The sequence below is a fragment of the Pararhizobium sp. O133 genome, from assembly GCF_051669845.1.
In the GTDB taxonomy this organism is placed as follows: domain Bacteria; phylum Pseudomonadota; class Alphaproteobacteria; order Rhizobiales; family Rhizobiaceae; genus Pararhizobium.
The window spans coordinates 3,810,696-3,828,206 of the sequence record NZ_CP196426.1 but is presented as its reverse complement, the minus strand read 5'-3'; the positions used below and the strand labels follow the sequence as shown (position 1 = coordinate 3,828,206).

Here is a 17,511-nt window from a genome sequence, read left to right as displayed (position 1 = left end):
GCGCCGACGATCAGGGCAACGGCCAAAAGCAGTCTTCCGGGATTTCTTGTTCTACGTCTTCGGCCGGGCCGCTGATTTCAACTCTCCAGCAAGCTCGTCACCAGGATCAGGTTTTACATTCGGCGCACGATCAAGGATCGCCAGCGCTGCGTCCGCGTCCCCGCGACCGGCCCGCTTCTTCAGTGTCATGATCGCGCGGCGATGACCGATTCCATCGGCGATGAACGCCGATAACAACTGGTTTAGCGACACGTTGTCTTCAGCCGCGACCTGTTTGGCTTCTTCCATCACATGATCTGCAAGCCGCAAGGGATATGTACTCATGTTCATCTCCTTCTCGTCAGTTCAGCGACGAATTCTCCTGCTCTGATGACTTTCAATCCGAACGCTTCGACGGCGGGATGGTGAAAATGCCTGTCGCTGCTCACGATTGTGTTCGCACCGGCAGCAAGAGCGCATTCTATATATAGGTCGTCTTTCGGATCGTTCAGAAACGGCCTGAACCGAAACCATGGAGACACCAGTTTTGCCCGGCTGAAAACCGCGTCGAGAACGGTATCGATATCACCATGACTGGCCCAGGTTTTTTCACCTAAAATTCCGGGGCGTTTCAAGACATCTTCATATTCAAGCGCAACCGCAGGTGAGACGGAAAACGGAACATCGCCCCCGATCATTTTGCGGACAAGGAAGTGGGATGCGCCGTTCGACGATCGGAAAGCCGAAAGCACGACATTGGCATCAACCACAATCATGGCTTTAATCTGATGTCACATCCGATATCATGTCAAGCGATCAGATAGGCGGGGGAAAGCGATCACGATGGGCGAATTGGCTTTCACGAGATTCGTGTTAGCCGCCCCCAGATATAGCCCAACTCCGCTCCAACGTTGGCGACCGGTGATCAAGCCGTGCTGGGAGAGGAACTTCAGGGTAGGCTTGCCACTTCCGTGGCGGCTCAAGCCGTCAGCGTTTCCGACCATTCCGACAGCGCCGCGATGACGCCCGGCAATGCGCTCATGCGGGAGATCACCGTTTCGGCGCCGGCTTCGGTCAGTTTGTCGGCGTGGGACGGGTAGCTGTGCGAGGCGCCGGTGAAGCCGACGACGCGCATGCCGGCGGCGATGGCCGCGTGGACACCGTGGACGGAATCCTCGATCACCAGCACACGGGACGGGTGGACGCCGAACTGCTTGGCGCCGTGCAGGAAGATGTCGGGCTTCGGCTTCACCCGGTCTTCGCCGAGATCGCGGGCCGAGTAGATATGCTTGCCGAAATGATCCTTGATGCCGACCTTGCCGAGCATCATCGCAAGCCGTGCGGTTGTCGAGTTGGAGCAGATGCCGTGCGGCAATTTGATCTGCGCCAGCATCGGCTTGACGCCGTCGATGATCTGCACATCGCTCGCCAGCCGCTTGTCGAGGATCGCCTCGTTCTTGGTGATGAGATTGGCTGAAAGCGGGATATCGGCTTCCTTCTCGATGGCCAGCAGCGTGTTGTGCCAGGTCATGCCGGCAAAGCGCTCGGCCATTTCCTCGGTGCTGATCGGATAGCCGGCCTCGGTCAGAAGCTCGGCTTCGACCTCGCTGGCGATGATTTCGGAATCGACGAGAACGCCGTCGCAGTCGAACAGGATGAGATCAATGCTGGACATCTATGGAATCCTTGGGGGAGATGCCGGCCGTTTACACGATGCCGGCCGAAAGCTCAACCGCGCGAAACGGGAGGCAGGTATGCGGCGAGTTGATTGGCTTCACCGGATCGCGGTAATCTCGATCTCCTGCCCACTCACCTCCACGACATCGCCGACGCTCTTGCCCATCAGCCGCACCGCAACCGACGAGACGAAGGAGATCGAACCGGCCTTCGGGTCGGCCTCGTCCTCGCCGACGATGCGATAGGTCTGGACGCGCCCGTCATCGCGGCTGAAGGTGATCGTACTGCCGAATGCGACTATGTCGGTCGAGGTGGGTGCCGGGATGAGTTCGGCGGTGCGCAGGCGAGCCACGAGATAGCGCGTATCTCTCAAGGGTCCTGCCTGCTGGCGCCGCTTCTCGTTGATGTCCTCTATCGCGGCGGCCGCCTCATAGGCCTCGCGCGCTTGCTGCAATTGCTGCTCAAGCGCCTTCAATCCCGCCTCCGTCACCAGGTTCGGATGAGGGGAGATCGGGCGGTCGGGCAGAAGGGTTTCCGACGCAGTCTCGGAACTTTCTTCCTTGGTAAAGGCAACGCTCACTGCAGAACTCCATTTCGATGCGGTGCGGTCCAGGCGAATGAGTTCGCCCTTGTCAGAGGCAAATATAGGATAGCAAGGGACGGGGTGCCAATCGTTCGGTATAGGAACACGCCTTCACGGGTTCCCGTTCCATCATATCAGGGCTTTCATGACCGTTCGCCTGCGCCCGCATCACCTGCTCTGCATGCTGACCTTCATCGGCAAGGGTTATACCGAGGCCTTCACCGAAAACTATGTCCGCATCGCCGCCCGTCTTTCAGACGGTGAGGACATCCTGGTGGTCGAGGGGCCGGACGATATCTGCGCGCCGCTTCTGGATGAGCCCGATCCGCATTGCTGGCGAAAGAGCGTCACCGACCGGGACGAGCGTGCGCGCAAAGCCGTCGAGGCTTTGCTTGGAAGGCCCGCCGGTCCCGGCGCCGTCATCTGTCCGGATGCGGAATTCCTTGCAAGGATGCGCGATGCGTTTGCAGCGGGAACGATCCGCAAGGCCTGCCACAGATGCGAATGGTCGGCGCTCTGCACGAACGTTGCCAGCAGCGGCTACGATGGCGTGCTCGTGGCAGCGACACAAGGCTGATCAGCCGGCGACCGGAAACAGTCTCGCGAATTCCTTCTCGCCTGTCGCGGTGAAGCGCACCGCCCGGCTTTCCGCCTCGCGCCTGGCCCATCCCTTGTCGAGAAACAGGCTGAGCAGGGCCTGGCCGAGCGATCCTGCCAGATGCGAACGGCGTTCGCTCCAGTCGAGGCAGGTGCGGCAGACCGGCCGACGCGACCGCGTCAGGGCCGACAGGTCGATGCCGAGCGCAGTGATCCGCCTCTCGCCCTCCTTGGTCAGCGCCAACCGGTCGCCCGTGCCGGCGATCACTTCTTCGGCGACGAGGCTGTCGAGCAGGCGCACGCCGTAGTCGCCTGCCAGATGGTTGTAGCAGACACGCGCCTTGCGCAGCGCCGGGTCCTTTGGGCCGGTGCGGTGGCGGGTAAAACCGCGATCGGCGGCAAAGCCCATCAGGCTTTCGAGCAGCAATCCGACATCGTCGTCGGCCAGCGCGAAATAACGGTGGCGGCCCTGCTTGCGCTGGCCGATCAACCCGCCCGCCTCCAACTTCGACAGATGCGAGCTGGCAGTTGGCAGCGTGATTCCGGCGGTTCCCGCAAGCTCGGTCGCCGTCAGCGCCTTGCCGCCCATCAGCGCGGTCAGCATGTTGGCGCGGGCGGGATCGCCGATCAGCGATCCGATCTGGGCAATGTCGGGTCCTTCTTTCATGCCCGAATGTTAATCGCGCCACCGGCCATCGGCAAGGCCTCATACTTCGATCGTCGTCGAAGCATTCAAGGCCTGCAAACTGGCAGAAGAGGACATCCGCAACCGAGGAAAGACCCATGATCACCTGCTTCATCCGCTACGAGATCGACCCGTTCAAGCGCGAGGAGTTCGCGACCTATGCCCGCAACTGGGGCCAGGCGATCCCGCGTTGCGGCGCCGATCTCATCGGCTATTTCGGCCCGCATGAAGGCTCGGCCACCACCGCCTACGGCGTCTACAACATCGAAAACCTCGCGGCCTACGAGGCCTATCGAGCCCGGCTGCAGGCCGATCCGCTCGGCGCCGAGAACTACCGGTTCGCTAGGCAGGAACGGTTCATCCTCAGGGAAGACCGGATTTTCCTGAAGAATGTCTCGCTGCCCCATGCCGACGGGCCGAAGACGACCGGGAGGTCGTCATGATCGCCGTCATCTTCGAAGTAACGCCCGCCTATGGCCGGCGCAGCGCCTATCTCGATCTCGCCGGGCAATTGCATGCTCGTCTCGACAAGATCGACGGTTTCCTGTCGATCGAGCGGTTCGAGAGCCTGAAACTGCCGGGCAAAATCCTCTCCCTGTCGTTCTGGCGCGACGAGGCGGCCATCACCAGATGGCGCAACGGTCCGGACCACCGGGCCGCCCAGCACGCCGGTCGCAACGGCACCTTCGCCGACTACCGCCTGAGGATCGCCGGCGTCATCCGTGATTATGGCATGGCGGAACGCGAACAGGCGCCGGAGGATAGCCGGGTTTTTCATGCGGAGAAGGAGGGGCATCTGGTTTGAGTGCATGGGTTTCCGTTGGTATGGATATCCTTCCCCGAACTCCGTCATGCTCGCCCTTGTGGCGGGCATCCAGCCACCGCGCGTCTGCGCGGTGAGACGCGCTTTTACTCCGAAAAGAGAGTTTCCGGCGCCGCAGACGCGGCGCCACTGGATCCCCGCCACAAGGACGAGGATGAGGGATGCTGGTGTTACTTCCGGTTTTCAAATATCGGTTTTCGCCTTACGAACAGAGCCGCCGCCCTGTCCAAAATGAACCGCATATCTCCATCCTCTTGTATGATTTCGCGAATTTCCGCCGGCTTTCAGGATTTGGTAACCAAGTTCGGTAACCATAAGGGCTGAAATCGTTCCGAGTAAGCGTATTTGCGAGTTGTCCATGTCCCCAGTTGTCTCAATGGCCGAAATCTCCCGCGGCGCCAGCCCTGCCGGCTGGCTCAATTCCATCATCAAGGGGGACTGCGTTGCTGCCCTTGAAGCGCTGCCCGACAACTCCGTCGATGTCGTCTTCGCCGACCCGCCATATAACCTGCAGCTCGGCGGCTCGCTGCATCGTCCCGACCAGTCGCTGGTCGATGCCGTCGATGACGAATGGGACCAGTTCGTGTCCTTCGAGGCCTATGATGCCTTCACCCGCGCCTGGCTGCTTGCCTGCCGCCGCGTGCTGAAGCCCACCGGCACGCTCTGGGTCATCGGTTCCTACCACAACATTTTCCGCGTCGGCGCGACGTTGCAGGATCTCAATTTCTGGATCCTCAACGACATCATCTGGCGCAAGACCAACCCGATGCCGAACTTCAAGGGCCGCCGGTTTCAGAACGCCCACGAGACCCTGATCTGGGCGAGCCCCAGTTCCAAGGGCAAGGGCTACACGTTCAACTACGATGCGTTGAAGGCATCGAACGACGACGTGCAGATGCGCTCCGACTGGCTGTTCCCGATCTGCTCGGGCGGCGAGCGGCTGAAGGGCGAGGACGGCAAGAAGGCGCATCCGACCCAGAAGCCGGAAGCTCTGCTCGCCCGCATCCTGATGGCCTCGACCAAGCCGGGTGATGTCGTGCTCGATCCGTTCTTCGGTTCCGGCACAACCGGCGCCGTCGCCAAGCGCCTCGGCCGCAATTTCGTCGGCATCGAGCGCGAGCAGTCCTACATCGATGCCGCCGCCGAACGCATTGCCGCCGTCGAGCCGCTCGGCAAGGCCACCCTGTCGGTCATGACCGGCAAGAAGGCCGAACCGCGTGTCGCCTTCAACACGCTGATCGAAAGCGGCATGATCAAGCCCGGCACGGTGCTGACGGATGCACGCCGCCGTTACAGCGCCATCGTGCGCGCCGATGGAACGGTTGCAAGCGGCGGTGAGGCCGGCTCCATCCATCGTCTGGGCGCCAAGGTACAGGGTCTCGATGCCTGCAACGGCTGGACCTTCTGGCACTACGAAGATGCCGGTAGCCTGCGCCCGATCGATGATCTGCGTGCCGTGGTTCGTAGCGACATGGCCAAGATCAACTGATCGGCGGCCAGAACTGCAATTGACCGTCAGAACGCCGCGCCATCTCCGGATGCGCGGCGTTTTTGCGTCCGATGTTATAGGAGTGATGAGGGTCAGGATTGCCCTGTCGGCGCCATCAGCAGGTCGTAGCAATGCGCGCAGTAGCCGAACTCATAACCGCTGGTCTGCCAAGGCTCCACCGGCGTTTCGCAACAGATACAATGAACGACCCAGCGGGCAGGGCTTTCCGAATTCAGGTCCTGCGACGGCTGCGGGCCCGCGCTCTTGTTCGAGGTGTCAGTGTTGCCATTCATCGGCGCTGCCTTTCCTGTCTGCAACGGCAGGAACGAAACGGGGAAAACATAAGTTTCAAAGTAAACGTTTCATATGAGTGCTGGGAAATGAAACAGTCGGCCGATTCGATTGTGCCGATGTGGCGAGCATAACACGCCGAAGACGTTTAAGCTTCATTTTGCAGATGCAAAAAAACGGCCGGAGACGAGATTCCGGCCGTTTATGAAGAGATAAGTGTTTGCGTCAGAACAGGAAGTCGCCGGCATCCAGGCTGGAGAGCTTGACGTTTTCCAGCAGCAGCTTGTCGCCATTGCCGCCGTTGATGACGATAGAGGTGCCGACGACCGTCAGGTGGTGCGCCTTCAGGTCGGCAAAGCTGGTGACCGATGCAAGGCCCGACAGGTCGATGATGTCGTGATCGCTGCCGATGGCGTCGAAATCCTTGATCGTGTCGGCGCCATACTTGGTCTTGAACACGAATGTATCGACGCCGCTGCCGCCCGTCAGGATATCCTTGCCAGCGCCGCCGTTGAGAATGTCCTTGCCCGTGCCGCCCGAAAGCTTGTCGTCGCCATTACCGCCGGACAGGCCGTCATTGCCGCTGTCGCCGGATAGCGTGTCATTGCCGTCATTGCCATAGAGCTTGTCGTTGCCGGACCCGCCATAGAGCTTGTCGTTGCCGGCATTGCCGCTGAGATTGTCATTGCCCGAAAGGCCGTTCAGCGTGTCGTTGCCTGCGCCGCCCCAGAATTTATCGGCATAGGCGGTACCGTTGATCGTGTCGCTTGCCGCGAGCAAGGCATCGAGAAACTTCGTCGTGCTGCCGCTATCCCATGCGGCCGCCAGCGCCTTGCCCGAAAGGGAAAGGCCGCTTTCACTGATGATGGTCACGCCGTTCTTGACGATCGAGAACGATGTCAGCGTACCGGCCGTGATGCCGAAAACCTCGCCGCCAACGACTTTGTACTTCAGGCCGGTGCCGGAAAACTTCATGTAATTCTTGGAATTGTCCGACAGATAAATGCCCGTCGCCGTGAATTTTTCGTTGGCGTAATCGAGGATGGTGTGCAGCTTTGTTCCGGCAATATCCTGCAGATCGAGACCCGCGGTTTTCGTAAAACCGCTCAAATTTACTTTTGCCATATTCGCTCCATGATTACCCCCGAAAGGCAGATATCAAGACAGCATCATGCCTGCAACTTTTGGGCGTGATCCTGGGGTCTATTCATGGAATCAAACCTAACCTAGCGTTAAAAACACAGTTTTTTCAGTATTGTAGGCTTTCCGTATATTCCGATTGCCTCGAGCCGATCGCGCCGGGCGGCGGAAATCGGCTGCGGCTTTTAGAACAATTTAACCATCCCGCGCATATCCTGAATTCAGGCAAGACGACCGGGTGATCAACCACACGAGACGCGCGGGGAGACCCGCAAATTGCCCGACGGCGCGGTCGCAGGACTGCCCGGCACAGAGATAGTTTTCTTCCGGTTTAGTACCTTCAGTCCCGGAAGAAGACTTAAACGCCCAGGATCGGCAATGATCCTGGGCGTTTCTGTTTTTAGGCATCAGGACAACGAAAAGAGCCCCGCCGGGCAGGCGGGACTCCGTGTTAGAGCATCGTTCCCTTAATACGATCCATTCTGTTGGCTCAAAACGGCCGATCCACAAGAAGGATGGCGCAGAGCGATGCGAGATCCATCGGTCCAGCCATCCGCCGCAGTGGGCGACCGTTTTCAGCCAACCCGAAGGGCTGGAAGGAATTTTGGCCACGACCGGCGGTGGCCGTCTCAACCGCAGCTTTTGCTGCGCTTTTCGCCAGCCGCCTTGGTTCTGGCCAAAATTCCTTCCAGCAGAATGGGGCGTATTAAGGGAACGATGCTCTAAATCCGAGACGAGTGGCTCAAAGGAAGAAGTCGTCGGCGTACATCTTGGTGACGCCGCTCATCTTGATCTGGAAGTCGGACACGCCGTCGCCGTCCGTGTCGCCGGAAATCACGCCGCTGCTGAAGCGCAGTTCGCCCGCTTTGTCGTGGAACGATGCGCTGCCGATGAAGGTGAATTTCTGGTTGCCGCTGCTCAACGCGTTGGCATCGATGGTCGACAGGTCGACGACATCAAGTTCGGAGCGGTGGAAATCGGTGATGACGTCGCGGTTCGCACCGACGACGGATTCGCTGATCGAATTGAAATCGAACGTATCGGCGCCGGTTCCCCCCGTCAGATAGTCGAAGCCGGTGCCGCCGACCAAGAGGTCGGCGCCAGAGCCGCCGTCAAGGTCATCAGCACCCGAACTGCCGTAAAGGTCGTCGTTTCCGCTGCCGCCGACGAGGACGTCGCTGCCGGAACCGCCGTAAAGACGGTCGGCGCCGGAGTCGCCATAGAGATCGTCGTTACCGTCACCGCCGTAAAGGTCGTCATTGCCTGCGCCGCCATAGAGGTCGTCATTGCCGCCGAGGCCGTCGAGGATGTCGGAGCCGCCAAGACCTTTCAAGACGTTGCGTCCCGAACTGCCGGTGATGTCGTCATGGCCGAGATTGGTACCGGTAGCATTCTCGATGCTGACGAGCTTTTCCGAATGCCCCTTGGTGGTCGAGGCCTTCTGCGCGCCGAGATCGATGGTCACGCCCTTGCCCTTCTGCGAACCGTATTCGTCCTGCAGGGCATAGCTGATCGTGTCGGTGCCGGAGCCGCCATTGTAGTAATTGTCGACGCCCACGGTCAGGAAGGTGTCGTTTCCGGAGTCGCCGTAATAGTCGCTCTCCTCGGTGTCGAGTTCGAAGCGATCGTTGCCGCCGCCGCCATAGACCCTGTCGTATTCGCCCGAGACACCAGCCCGGATATCGGCGACATAGAGGTCATTACCGTTGCCCATGTAGATCTTGTTGCTGCCCTCGAAATAGTTCAGCACGTAATCGTCACCGTCGCCGGCGCTGACATAGTTGCCACCGCCCTTGCTGTCGGTACGGTTGAGATAAATGTCGTCATCGCCGTCATAGGCGTAGATTTCAGCGAAGCTGCGGCTTCCCTGTACGATCTTGTCGTAGCCGTTCGTACCGCGAATAGTCATTGCCATATGCATGTACCCTTCTGTTAACCTGCTGAATTCTGGAGGAGATCATGAGGGCAGGAAGGTGAATGATACCTGAACCAAATGCGGCGATTTGGTGGTTTCAAAAGGGGCTTTTGGTGTCAGTAATCGGTGACATCGACGCGGATGATCCAGCCCTGTTCATTGAAGGTGATCGTTTCCTCACCCTGCCGTCGAAGGGGCGAACCGGTGATGCTGCTGGTGGCGGAAAGACGCCAGACGGCGCGCGCCGAGACCGGGGAGAGGGCCTCGATCAGACTGTCTTCGGCGACCTGATCCGGATATTCGTCGAAGTAGCGCCGGAAGCCTGCCATGATCGCGTCACGTCCCTTAAGACCGCCGACCTTGCCGGACGCATAGCGCGCGTCGTCGGCAAAGAAGGCATCGATCGTACCGAAATCGAGCGTGTTGATCGCCGCGTGGAAGCGCTCGACCAAGGCAACAGGATCAATCGGCATGACGTCCACGGTCTCCCGTTTCAAACCGTCAGCCCGTAGGCCGAAAGATCGGCCTGGAGCGTTTGCGGATCGGTGAAGTGGACGGCATGCCATCCGGCGGCTCGGGCGCCCTCGACATTGGCCATGCTGTCGTCGATGAACAGGGTCGCCGACGGCTCCAGCCCGAAGGATTCGGCATGCATCCGGTAGATCGCCACATCCGGCTTGATCAGGCGGATGTCGCCGGACACCGTGACGCCGCGCGGCAGGGTCAGGAAGGGAAAGCGCTTCTGCGCCTCCTTGAACGTGTCGGAGGCGAAATTGGTCAGCATGGTCACGTCATAGCCCTTGGCGATCAGGCTTTCCATGATCGAGACGCATTCGACATAGGCGTGCGGCACCATCTCGTGCCAGTGCTTGCGGAAGGCCCGGATGCTCTCTTCATGTGTGGGATGATCGGCGATCAGCAGGTCTTCCGCCTCGCGCCAGTCGCGGCCGCGGTCCTGCTCGATGTTCCAGTCATGGGTGCAGACATTGGCGAAGAACCAGCTGCGCTCCTTGTCGTCCGGAATGATTCGGGAAAACGGAAGATGCGGATCGTAATGGATCAGCACCCGGCCGATGTCGAAGACGATGTGACGGATTTCTATGCTCATGCGGTGTTCCTCATCGCGCTGGCCGGCCGCCCTTGAAGGCATGCGGGAGTGCCTGGGCGATCGCTTTTTTCATGACGGTGGGCAGGGCCTGCGCCTCTAGGGAGGCGAAGGGTTCCCACCAGCCGTTTCCTGTTTTGTTCTCATTTGCCACATTGGCCCGATAGATCGACAAGCGCAATTCAAAATGCGTAAAGACATGCGTAATTGTTCCGCAGGCCTCCCAGGGAGCGGCGAATGGCTGGGCCGCAATCGTGTTGTCGCCATCAACTCGCGACGTCCAAGGCGTGCCCGGCACTTCGGTCATGCCGCCGAGCAGGCCGGTTTCCGCCCGCTTCTGCAGGTAGACCGCACCGTCGTGTTTGACCGCGACGAAAGCCGCGCCGACCCGCACGGGCTTTTCCTTCTTCGCCGCCTTGCGCGGAAAGGTTTCCGGATCGGCCGTCCGAAACGCCAGGCAGCCCTCGTTGATCGGACAGAGCGCGCAGGCGGGCCGTTTCGGCGTGCATATGGTCGCGCCCAGATCCATCATCGCCTGCGCGAAATCGCCGGGACGTTTCGTCGGCGTCATCTCCGCCACCAGCGCCCGCATCTGCGGCTTGGCCGATGGCAGCGGCGTTTCGATCGCGTGCAGGCGGGAAATCACCCGCTCGACATTGCCGTCGAGCACGGCGCTCCTGCGGTTGAAGGCAATGGCGGCAACGGCCGCGGCGGTATAGTCCCCAACGCCCGGCAGCGCTTTGAGGCCTTCCTCCGTATCCGGAAAGATGCCGCCATGATCCCGCGCGACGCTTTCGGCGCATTTCTTCAGGTTTCGCGCCCGGGCGTAGTATCCGAGCCCCGCCCAGGCCTTCATCACCTCTTCGGTATCGGCGGCGGCAAGGTCGGTGACAACAGGCCAGAGCGACAGGAACTTGTGGAAATAGGGTTTGACCGCCTGCACCGTCGTCTGCTGCAGCATCACTTCGGACAGCCAGATGTGATAGGGGTCGGCCAGCACGCCACGCGCCGCCATCGACGGAGAAATCCGCCAGGGCAGGTCGCGGTGATGCCGGTCGTACCAGGTGAGAAGCCGTTGAGCCGCGTCGGCCGCTGTCATTGTCTGCTGCATCATTTGCCGGAGGGTTGGTTGCGTCCTATACTTGGCGAAGTGTTCGCCATCCTTCAAGGCGCGATCGGGAATCGAAGGCTTATCCGTTGAAACAACCTTATACCCGCAAGGGCGTCGTTCAGATCAGTGAAGTCGCCAATGGGCTGATCGATCCGGTGCTATCCAAGCGCGCCGGCATCAATACGCTGCTGCTCGGCTCCTGGGATGAGATCGCCGGCGAGGATTTCGCCGATTGCACCCGGCCGGAAAAGATCACCTGGCCGCGCCGCGCCGCCGAGATGGCGGGCGAGGGCGGTTACCAGCCCGGTGTCCTCACCATTGCCTGCGAAGGCGCGCGGGCGCTTTTCCTTACCCATGCACAGGGCGAACTGATCCAGCGGATCAACGGCTTCTTCGGATTTCCGGCGGTCAACCAGATGCGGATCGTCCAGAAGCCGGTCTCGCCGCCGATGAAGCGCAATCGCAAGCCCAAGCCTCTCACCGGTGAACGCGCCCGGCATCTGGAAACGCTGGTCGACGGCATCGAGAGCGATGCGCTGAAGGCGGCGCTGACAAGGCTCGGCACTGCAGTGCTGGCGACCCGAAAAAAGTGAGCTGGAACATCAGCAGGTCACAATTGTTTGAATTTTGGTGAGCATCAGGCTCTTGCCGCCCTGCGGCAGGCAAGTTATCGAATTTTCAACCGTTTTTTCGTCCATCCCCTACACAGGTGAAACTCCATGTTCCTTTCTGAAATGAGCCCTTACAAGCGTCTTCTGAGCGGCGTTGCCGTGGCCGCTCTCGCCCTGACGCTGGCCGCCTGCAGCGACGAAAAGAAGGATGCGGCGGCGACCAGCCAGACCGAGACCACCGATACGGCGACGAAGACCGAGGTCAAGCCGGCCGACGGCGGCTCGATGATGTCGTCGAACAATGCGATGAAACCCGCCGATGGCGGCTCGATGATGGCGGCGACGAAGTCGGAAGCAAAGCCGGTCGATGCGACGGAAACGGCCTCGACCACGTCGACCGAAGCCAAGCCAGCCGCAGATGCCGGCCAGACGCAGATGGCCCAGGCAGCAGCCCCCGCCAAGGTCGAGCTTCCGCAGCCGGAAGGCGAAATCGAGATCGCCAAGCTGATGGAACCCGGCCCGCTGCCGGAAATGTCGATCGGCAAGGCGGACGCCAAGGTGACGATCGTCGAATATATGTCGATGACCTGCCCGCATTGCGCCCGCTTCCACAACGAGACCTTCGATGCCATCAAGGAAAAATATGTCGATGGCGGCCAGGTTCGTTTCGTGGTGCGCGAATTCCCGTTCGATCCGCGTGCGGCGGCTGCCTTCATGCTGGCGCGCTGCGCGCCGGAAGGCCAGTATTTCCCGATGGTCTCCATGCTCTTCAAGCAGCAGGAAACCTGGGCCGCCGCCCAGAACGGCCGCGATGCGCTGTTGCAGATGTCGAAACTGGCCGGTTTTACACAGGAGAGCTTCGAGGCCTGCTTGACGAACCAGAAACTTCTGGATGATGTGAATGCCACAATGCAGAAGGGCGGCAAGGACTACGGCGTCGCCGCCACCCCGACCTTCTTCATCAACGGCAAGAAATATTCCGGAGAAATGTCGGTTGCCACCATGTCGGGCCTTATCGACTCGATGCTCTGATCCCGACCGTTTCCAAACGATCGACGGGCGCCTTGGTGCGCCCGTTTTTTTGTTACAGCAATTGCAGATTCTCGTAACGCGGACGCTTCCCCCCCTCTGTCACTTCGTGACATCTCCCCCTCAAGGGGGGAGATCATTCTTTTCCACCGCCTTTTCCTTTGTAAGGCGAGTACAAAGGGAGCGGCCAATCTCCCCCCTTGAGGGGGAGATGTCCCGGAGGGACAGAGGGGGGGAAGGCGCCGCGTATCTGAAGCCTTGTTCTTGCGCGCATATGAAGGGCAATGGCAATGCCCCGAACTGAAACCTCCCCGGCCGCACGCAGCAATGCAAAACGCATGCGCAAAACGCTCACGGATGCCGAGCTGAAACTTTGGAACGAGCTCCGCGCACACCGGCTGATGGGGCTCGGATTTCGCAGACAGCTTCCGATCGCCGGGTACATCGTCGATTTCGCATGTCCGGAGCACAAGATCATCGTGGAAGTGGACGGGACGCAGCATGGTGAAAGCGCTTATGATGTCAGGCGCGACGCGGTGCTTTCGTCTTGCGGCTGGACGGTACTTCGGTTTTGGAATGACGATGTGTTGAAAGATATCGACAATGTCTGCCTGCATATCGTCAGGACGGTCGGGGAGGGCGCTTTGATATGATGAGTGTGCGGACGATTCCCCCCCTCTGTCACTTTGTGACATCTCCCCCTCAAGGGGGGAGATCATCCTTTTCCCACGACGCTTCTTTGGTGAGGCGGGCACAGCATGAGCGGCCAATCTCCCCCCCTGAGGGGGAGATGTCACCAAGTGACAGAGGGGGGGAAATCTCCGCGTATTCGGCGCTGTCCGTACCATCAGGGCCGACCCCATGAAATTCACCAAGCTCCGCCTTCTCGGCTTCAAGTCCTTCGTCGAACCCTCCGAATTCGTCATCGAGCGGGGGCTGACCGGCGTCGTCGGGCCGAATGGCTGCGGCAAGTCGAACCTTGTCGAGGCGCTGCGCTGGGTGATGGGGGAGAATTCCTACAAGAACATGCGCGCGTCGGGCATGGACGACGTGATCTTTTCAGGCTCCGGAAACCGCCCCGCCCGCAACACCGCCGAGGTCGGACTCTATCTCGACAATTCCGATCGCACCGCTCCATCAGCCTTCAATGACAGCGACGAAATCCAGGTCACCCGCCGCATCGAGCGGGAGAACGGCTCGGTCTATCGCATCAACGGCAAGGAAGCTCGCGCCAAGGACGTGCAACTGCTGTTTGCCGATGCCTCGACCGGGGCGCGCTCGCCCTCAATGGTGGGGCAGGGGCGGATCGGTGAGCTGATCGCGGCAAAGCCGCAGGCGCGCCGGCAGTTGCTCGAAGAGGCGGCCGGCATTTCCGGCCTGCATTCGCGCCGTCACGAGGCGGAACTGCGGCTGAAGGGCGCCGAGACCAATCTGGAGCGGCTGGAGGATGTCACCTCCCAGCTCGAAAGCCAGATCGAAAGCCTGAAGCGCCAGTCGCGCCAGGCCAATCGCTTCAAGATGCTGTCTGCCGATATTCGAAAGCATGAGGCGATGCTCCTGCATATTCGCTGGGTGCAGGCGAAGGAAGCCGAGGGCGAGGCCGACAGCCAGCTGAACCAGGCGACCTCGCTGGTGGCCGAGAAGGCTCAAGGTCAGATGGAGGCGGCGAAGGCGCAAGGGATCGCCAGCCTGAAACTGCCGGAACTGCGCGAGGCCGAGGCCCGCGCGGCGGCCGCCCTGCAACGGCTGCAGATCGCCAAGTCGCAGCTGGAAGAGGATGCTGGCCGCATCCTGCGCCGTCGTGACGAATTGAGCCGTCGCCTGTCGCAACTGGCGGAAGACATCCTGCGCGAGGAGCGCCTGATCGCCGACAATACCGGCATTCTGGCGCGGCTGGACGAGGAGGAAAGCGAACTGCGCGACCTTCTCTCCGAGGCTGGCGAGCGGGCGGAGGAGGCGCGCGAGCGGCTGGCGGATGCCAGCGAGACATTGGCGGCAGGCGAGCGCCAGCTGGGTCTGCTGACCGCCGAAAAGGCCGAGGCGCAGGCCACGCGTAACCAGCTTGAAAAGACCATCCGCGATCTCACCGACCGGCAGGCGCGTCTTGCCCGTCAACTGTCCGACCAGAACCGCGATCTCGATGAACTGGACCGGCAGATTTCGACGCTGCCCGACCCGCAGGAAAAGCGCGAGGAGGTCGAGGCCGCCGAGATCGCGCTCGAAAATGCTGAAGGCGCCATTGTTGATATCGAGGATGCGCTGAACGCCGCCCGTCTCGCCGAGACTGCCGCCCGCCCGCCGGTCGATGCCGCCCGCGCGCGGCTGAACGGCATCGAGACGGAAGCGCGCACCATCCGCCGCATGCTGGAAGCGTCCGTCGTGCAAGGTGCCGCGCCACCGGTGGTCGACGACATGAAGGTCGATCGCGGCTTCGAGACGGCACTGGGTGCCGCCTTGGGCGAAGACCTGGAATCCCCGCTCGATCCCGCTGCCCCCGCTCATTGGCGCATGCCCGGGGAGGTGTCCGGCGATCCGCAATTGCCATCGGAGGCCGTGCCGCTGACGCAGCATGTGCGCGCGCCGCAGGTTCTTGATCGCGGATTGAGGCAGATCGGTGTTGTCGAGGATGATGCAACGGCTGAAAGGCTGCTGCCATCGTTGAAGGCCGGCCAGCGGCTGGTGACGCGCGCTGGCGCCGTCTGGCGCTGGGATGGACATGTCGCGGGTGCGGATGCACCGAGCGCGGCAGCACTCCGTTTGGCGCAGAAGAACCGGCTGGCCGAACTCGAAAACGAGACGCTGGAAGCCCGCGACCAGCTACAGACCCGCGAGGCCGCCCTTGCCGCCGCCGCCGCCGGCATCCGCGCCGAAGACGAGCGGCTGCGGCTGGCGCGCGAATCCCAGCGGATGGTCGTGCGTAAGCTGGCCGAGGCCCGCGATGCATTGGCCGCCGCCGAGCGCGCCTCGGGCGATCTCATGCGCCGCCGTGCCGTCCTGGCCGAAACCTCCAGTCAACTCGCGCTGCAGGTCGAGGAAATCGGCGAGCAGATGGAAGCCGCCCGCGAGGCCTTAGAGGATGCGCCGGACCTCACCGTTCTGGAGCAGAAGCTGGCAAGCCAGATGACCGCTGTCGCGACCGACCGGGCGCTGGTGGCCGAGGCGCGCGCCATCAATGACGGCCTGGCCCGCGAAAACGAGGCGCGCGAACGCCGGCTGCGCGCGATCGAGGCCGAGCGGCAGACCTGGAACACGAGGGCTGCAAGCGCGCAGGAACATATCGAGACCCTGCGCGACCGCGAGAGCGAGGCGCGCGAGGAGGCTGAGGAACTGCTGGAGGCGCCCGACGAATTCGACGAAAAGCGCCGCGCCCTGATGAACGAACTGACCAAGTCGGAGGAGGCCCGGCGTCAGGCGGCCGATGTGCTGGCGGCGGCGGAAAACCGCCAGCGCGACGCCGACCGCATCGCCGCGACGGCGCTTTCCGAGCTTGCCGAAACCCGTGAAAAACGCGGCCGCGCCGAGGAGCGGCTGGTGTCGGCCCGCGAAAAGCGGGTCGAGGTCGAGGCGCGCATCCGCGAGGCTTTGGCCTGCGCGCCGCACGAGGTCCTGCGTTTGACCGGCCTGCCTGTCGACGGCGACCTGCCGGATATCCGCAACATCGAGCGGGAACTGGAGCGGCTGAAGATCGAGCGCGAGCGGCTGGGCGCCGTCAACCTGCGTGCCGAGGAGGAGCAGAAGGAGCTTTCGGAGCGGCTGGATGCGCTGATGAAGGAGCGCGAGGATGTCATCGACGCGATCCGCAAGCTGCGCTCGGCGATCCAGAACCTGAACCGGGAGGGTCGCGAACGGCTGCTCGCCGCCTTCGATATCGTCAACGTCCAGTTCCAGCGGCTGTTCACCCATCTGTTCGGCGGCGGCACGGCCGAGTTGCAGTTGATCGAAAGCGACGATCCGCTCGACGCCGGCCTCGAAATCCTCGCCCGCCCACCCGGCAAGAAGCCGCAGACCATGACGCTGCTGTCGGGCGGTGAGCAGGCGCTGACGGCCATGGCGCTGATCTTTGCCGTTTTCCTCACCAATCCCGCGCCGATCTGCGTGCTCGACGAAGTCGATGCGCCGCTCGACGACCACAATGTCGAGCGCTATTGCAACCTGATGGACGAGATGGCGGCCTCGACCGAGACCCGCTTCGTCATCATCACCCACAACCCCATCACCATGGCCCGCATGAACCGCCTCTTCGGCGTCACCATGGCCGAGCAGGGCGTCAGCCAACTGGTTTCCGTCGACCTGCAGACGGCCGAGCAGTTGCGGGAAGCGGTTTAGTCGCGGCCAATAAAGGCTTCGGCAGGGCGCATGCCGGTGCCGCAGGCATTGCAGGCTGAGCGGTTCTGTCATTCCTGCAACGGATTCCCACGATTTTGCTGCAATGCAGCAAAATTCTGCCTCCGGTGCATTTCAAACGTGAAAGGGATA

Annotated in this window: 19 protein-coding genes; 8 read left to right on the top strand and 11 right to left on the bottom strand. The window is 61.5% G+C overall.

All coding sequences use genetic code 11. The annotated features are described in order from the left end of the window. Positions 1–51 precede the first annotated feature (51 nt). The 4 genes from ACST81_RS18510 to greA form a co-directional block, all read right to left on the bottom strand. The gene (locus tag ACST81_RS18510) at positions 52–324 is read right to left on the bottom strand and encodes a hypothetical protein (protein WP_438749709.1); all 273 of its coding nucleotides are present in this window, start codon (positions 322–324) and stop codon (positions 52–54) included. A 2-nt stretch (positions 325–326) separates the two neighbouring features. Beyond that, a complete protein-coding gene (locus ACST81_RS18505) occupies positions 327–755 on the bottom strand; it encodes a putative toxin-antitoxin system toxin component, PIN family (protein WP_438749708.1) in 429 nt (142 codons plus the stop codon). 203 nt (positions 756–958) lie between these two features. Beyond that, positions 959–1,654: an HAD family hydrolase gene (locus ACST81_RS18500; RefSeq protein WP_438749706.1), complete on the bottom strand. Its 696-nt coding sequence runs from the start codon at positions 1,652–1,654 to the stop codon at positions 959–961. Positions 1,655–1,753: 99 nt separating this feature from the next. After that, a complete protein-coding gene (gene greA, locus ACST81_RS18495) occupies positions 1,754–2,236 on the bottom strand; it encodes a transcription elongation factor GreA (RefSeq protein ID WP_438749705.1) in 483 nt (160 codons plus the stop codon). A gap of 148 nt (positions 2,237–2,384) precedes the next feature. Between greA and ACST81_RS18490 the strand changes: the two genes are divergently transcribed. After that, positions 2,385–2,816, top strand: coding sequence for a DUF1284 domain-containing protein (locus tag ACST81_RS18490; RefSeq protein ID WP_438749704.1), 432 nt, complete (start codon positions 2,385–2,387; stop codon positions 2,814–2,816). Here ACST81_RS18490 and ACST81_RS18485 read toward each other — a convergent pair whose 3' ends face one another. Continuing rightward, complete coding sequence (locus ACST81_RS18485) at positions 2,817–3,503, bottom strand: metalloregulator ArsR/SmtB family transcription factor (protein ID WP_438749703.1); 687 nt, start codon at positions 3,501–3,503, stop codon at positions 2,817–2,819. Positions 3,504–3,619: 116 nt separating this feature from the next. On the opposite strand from ACST81_RS18485, the gene ACST81_RS18480 reads away from it, so the two are divergent. The 3 genes from ACST81_RS18480 to ACST81_RS18470 all read left to right on the top strand — a co-directional run bounded on the left by ACST81_RS18480 (position 3,620) and on the right by ACST81_RS18470 (position 5,833). Further along, a complete protein-coding gene (locus ACST81_RS18480) occupies positions 3,620–3,964 on the top strand; it encodes an NIPSNAP family protein (RefSeq protein ID WP_438749701.1) in 345 nt (114 codons plus the stop codon). Beyond that, positions 3,961–4,326 carry an antibiotic biosynthesis monooxygenase family protein gene (locus ACST81_RS18475; protein WP_438749700.1) on the top strand — a complete coding sequence of 122 codons (366 nt, stop codon included), beginning with the start codon at positions 3,961–3,963 and terminating at the stop codon, positions 4,324–4,326. Before ACST81_RS18480 ends, ACST81_RS18475 begins: the two co-directional genes overlap by 4 nt. 376 nt (positions 4,327–4,702) lie before the next feature. Then, positions 4,703–5,833 (top strand): site-specific DNA-methyltransferase, encoded by a 1,131-nt coding sequence (locus ACST81_RS18470; protein ID WP_438749699.1) that lies wholly within the window; start codon positions 4,703–4,705, stop codon positions 5,831–5,833. Positions 5,834–5,925: 92 nt separating this feature from the next. Here the strand turns inward: ACST81_RS18470 and ACST81_RS18465 are convergent, their stop codons facing one another. The 6 genes from ACST81_RS18465 to mutY all read right to left on the bottom strand — a co-directional run bounded on the left by ACST81_RS18465 (position 5,926) and on the right by mutY (position 11,383). Beyond that, the gene (locus ACST81_RS18465; protein ID WP_438749698.1) at positions 5,926–6,126 is read right to left on the bottom strand and encodes a hypothetical protein; all 201 of its coding nucleotides are present in this window, start codon (positions 6,124–6,126) and stop codon (positions 5,926–5,928) included. A gap of 223 nt (positions 6,127–6,349) precedes the next feature. Further along, the gene (locus ACST81_RS18460; protein WP_438749697.1) at positions 6,350–7,249 is read right to left on the bottom strand and encodes a calcium-binding protein; all 900 of its coding nucleotides are present in this window, start codon (positions 7,247–7,249) and stop codon (positions 6,350–6,352) included. Positions 7,250–8,006: 757 nt separating this feature from the next. After that, a complete protein-coding gene (locus ACST81_RS18455) occupies positions 8,007–9,179 on the bottom strand; it encodes a calcium-binding protein (RefSeq protein ID WP_438749696.1) in 1,173 nt (390 codons plus the stop codon). Between the two features lie 116 nt (positions 9,180–9,295). Beyond that, entirely contained in the window at positions 9,296–9,652 is a 357-nt protein-coding gene (locus ACST81_RS18450) for a nuclear transport factor 2 family protein (protein ID WP_438749694.1), read from the bottom strand. Positions 9,653–9,672: 20 nt separating this feature from the next. After that, entirely contained in the window at positions 9,673–10,287 is a 615-nt protein-coding gene (locus ACST81_RS18445; protein ID WP_438749693.1) for an HAD family hydrolase, read from the bottom strand. A 10-nt stretch (positions 10,288–10,297) separates the two neighbouring features. Further along, entirely contained in the window at positions 10,298–11,383 is a 1,086-nt protein-coding gene (gene mutY / locus ACST81_RS18440) for an A/G-specific adenine glycosylase (protein ID WP_438749692.1), read from the bottom strand. A 98-nt stretch (positions 11,384–11,481) separates the two neighbouring features. On the opposite strand from mutY, the gene ACST81_RS18435 reads away from it, so the two are divergent. From ACST81_RS18435 to ACST81_RS18420, 4 genes are all read left to right on the top strand, one after another. Beyond that, positions 11,482–11,988, top strand: a complete 507-nt coding sequence (locus ACST81_RS18435) for a DUF721 domain-containing protein (RefSeq protein ID WP_438749690.1) — start codon at positions 11,482–11,484, stop codon at positions 11,986–11,988. 126 nt (positions 11,989–12,114) lie between these two features. Continuing rightward, positions 12,115–13,038, top strand: a complete 924-nt coding sequence (locus tag ACST81_RS18430; protein WP_438749689.1) for a DsbA family protein — start codon at positions 12,115–12,117, stop codon at positions 13,036–13,038. Positions 13,039–13,325: 287 nt separating this feature from the next. After that, positions 13,326–13,688: an endonuclease domain-containing protein gene (locus ACST81_RS18425; protein WP_438749688.1), complete on the top strand. Its 363-nt coding sequence runs from the start codon at positions 13,326–13,328 to the stop codon at positions 13,686–13,688. A 208-nt stretch (positions 13,689–13,896) separates the two neighbouring features. Beyond that, entirely contained in the window at positions 13,897–17,361 is a 3,465-nt protein-coding gene (locus tag ACST81_RS18420) for a chromosome segregation SMC family protein (RefSeq protein ID WP_438749687.1), read from the top strand. Positions 17,362–17,511 lie beyond the last annotated feature (150 nt).

What these genes read in the sequence shown, in the direction of transcription:
- ACST81_RS18510 (WP_438749709.1), bottom strand. Translation starts at nt 324, where the DNA reads ATGAGTACATATCCCTTGCGGCTTGCAGATCATGTGATGGAAGAAGCC.
- ACST81_RS18505 (WP_438749708.1), bottom strand. Translation starts at nt 755, where the DNA reads ATGATTGTGGTTGATGCCAATGTCGTGCTTTCGGCTTTCCGATCGTCG.
- ACST81_RS18500 (WP_438749706.1), bottom strand. Translation starts at nt 1,654, where the DNA reads ATGTCCAGCATTGATCTCATCCTGTTCGACTGCGACGGCGTTCTCGTC.
- ACST81_RS18490 (WP_438749704.1), top strand. Translation starts at nt 2,385, where the DNA reads ATGACCGTTCGCCTGCGCCCGCATCACCTGCTCTGCATGCTGACCTTC.
- ACST81_RS18485 (WP_438749703.1), bottom strand. Translation starts at nt 3,503, where the DNA reads ATGAAAGAAGGACCCGACATTGCCCAGATCGGATCGCTGATCGGCGAT.
- ACST81_RS18480 (WP_438749701.1), top strand. Translation starts at nt 3,620, where the DNA reads ATGATCACCTGCTTCATCCGCTACGAGATCGACCCGTTCAAGCGCGAG.
- ACST81_RS18475 (WP_438749700.1), top strand. Translation starts at nt 3,961, where the DNA reads ATGATCGCCGTCATCTTCGAAGTAACGCCCGCCTATGGCCGGCGCAGC.
- ACST81_RS18470 (WP_438749699.1), top strand. Translation starts at nt 4,703, where the DNA reads ATGTCCCCAGTTGTCTCAATGGCCGAAATCTCCCGCGGCGCCAGCCCT.
- ACST81_RS18465 (WP_438749698.1), bottom strand. Translation starts at nt 6,126, where the DNA reads ATGAATGGCAACACTGACACCTCGAACAAGAGCGCGGGCCCGCAGCCG.
- ACST81_RS18460 (WP_438749697.1), bottom strand. Translation starts at nt 7,249, where the DNA reads ATGGCAAAAGTAAATTTGAGCGGTTTTACGAAAACCGCGGGTCTCGAT.
- ACST81_RS18455 (WP_438749696.1), bottom strand. Translation starts at nt 9,179, where the DNA reads ATGGCAATGACTATTCGCGGTACGAACGGCTACGACAAGATCGTACAG.
- ACST81_RS18450 (WP_438749694.1), bottom strand. Translation starts at nt 9,652, where the DNA reads ATGCCGATTGATCCTGTTGCCTTGGTCGAGCGCTTCCACGCGGCGATC.
- ACST81_RS18445 (WP_438749693.1), bottom strand. Translation starts at nt 10,287, where the DNA reads ATGAGCATAGAAATCCGTCACATCGTCTTCGACATCGGCCGGGTGCTG.
- mutY (WP_438749692.1), bottom strand. Translation starts at nt 11,383, where the DNA reads ATGACAGCGGCCGACGCGGCTCAACGGCTTCTCACCTGGTACGACCGG.
- ACST81_RS18430 (WP_438749689.1), top strand. Translation starts at nt 12,115, where the DNA reads ATGTTCCTTTCTGAAATGAGCCCTTACAAGCGTCTTCTGAGCGGCGTT.
- ACST81_RS18425 (WP_438749688.1), top strand. Translation starts at nt 13,326, where the DNA reads ATGCCCCGAACTGAAACCTCCCCGGCCGCACGCAGCAATGCAAAACGC.
- ACST81_RS18420 (WP_438749687.1), top strand. Translation starts at nt 13,897, where the DNA reads ATGAAATTCACCAAGCTCCGCCTTCTCGGCTTCAAGTCCTTCGTCGAA.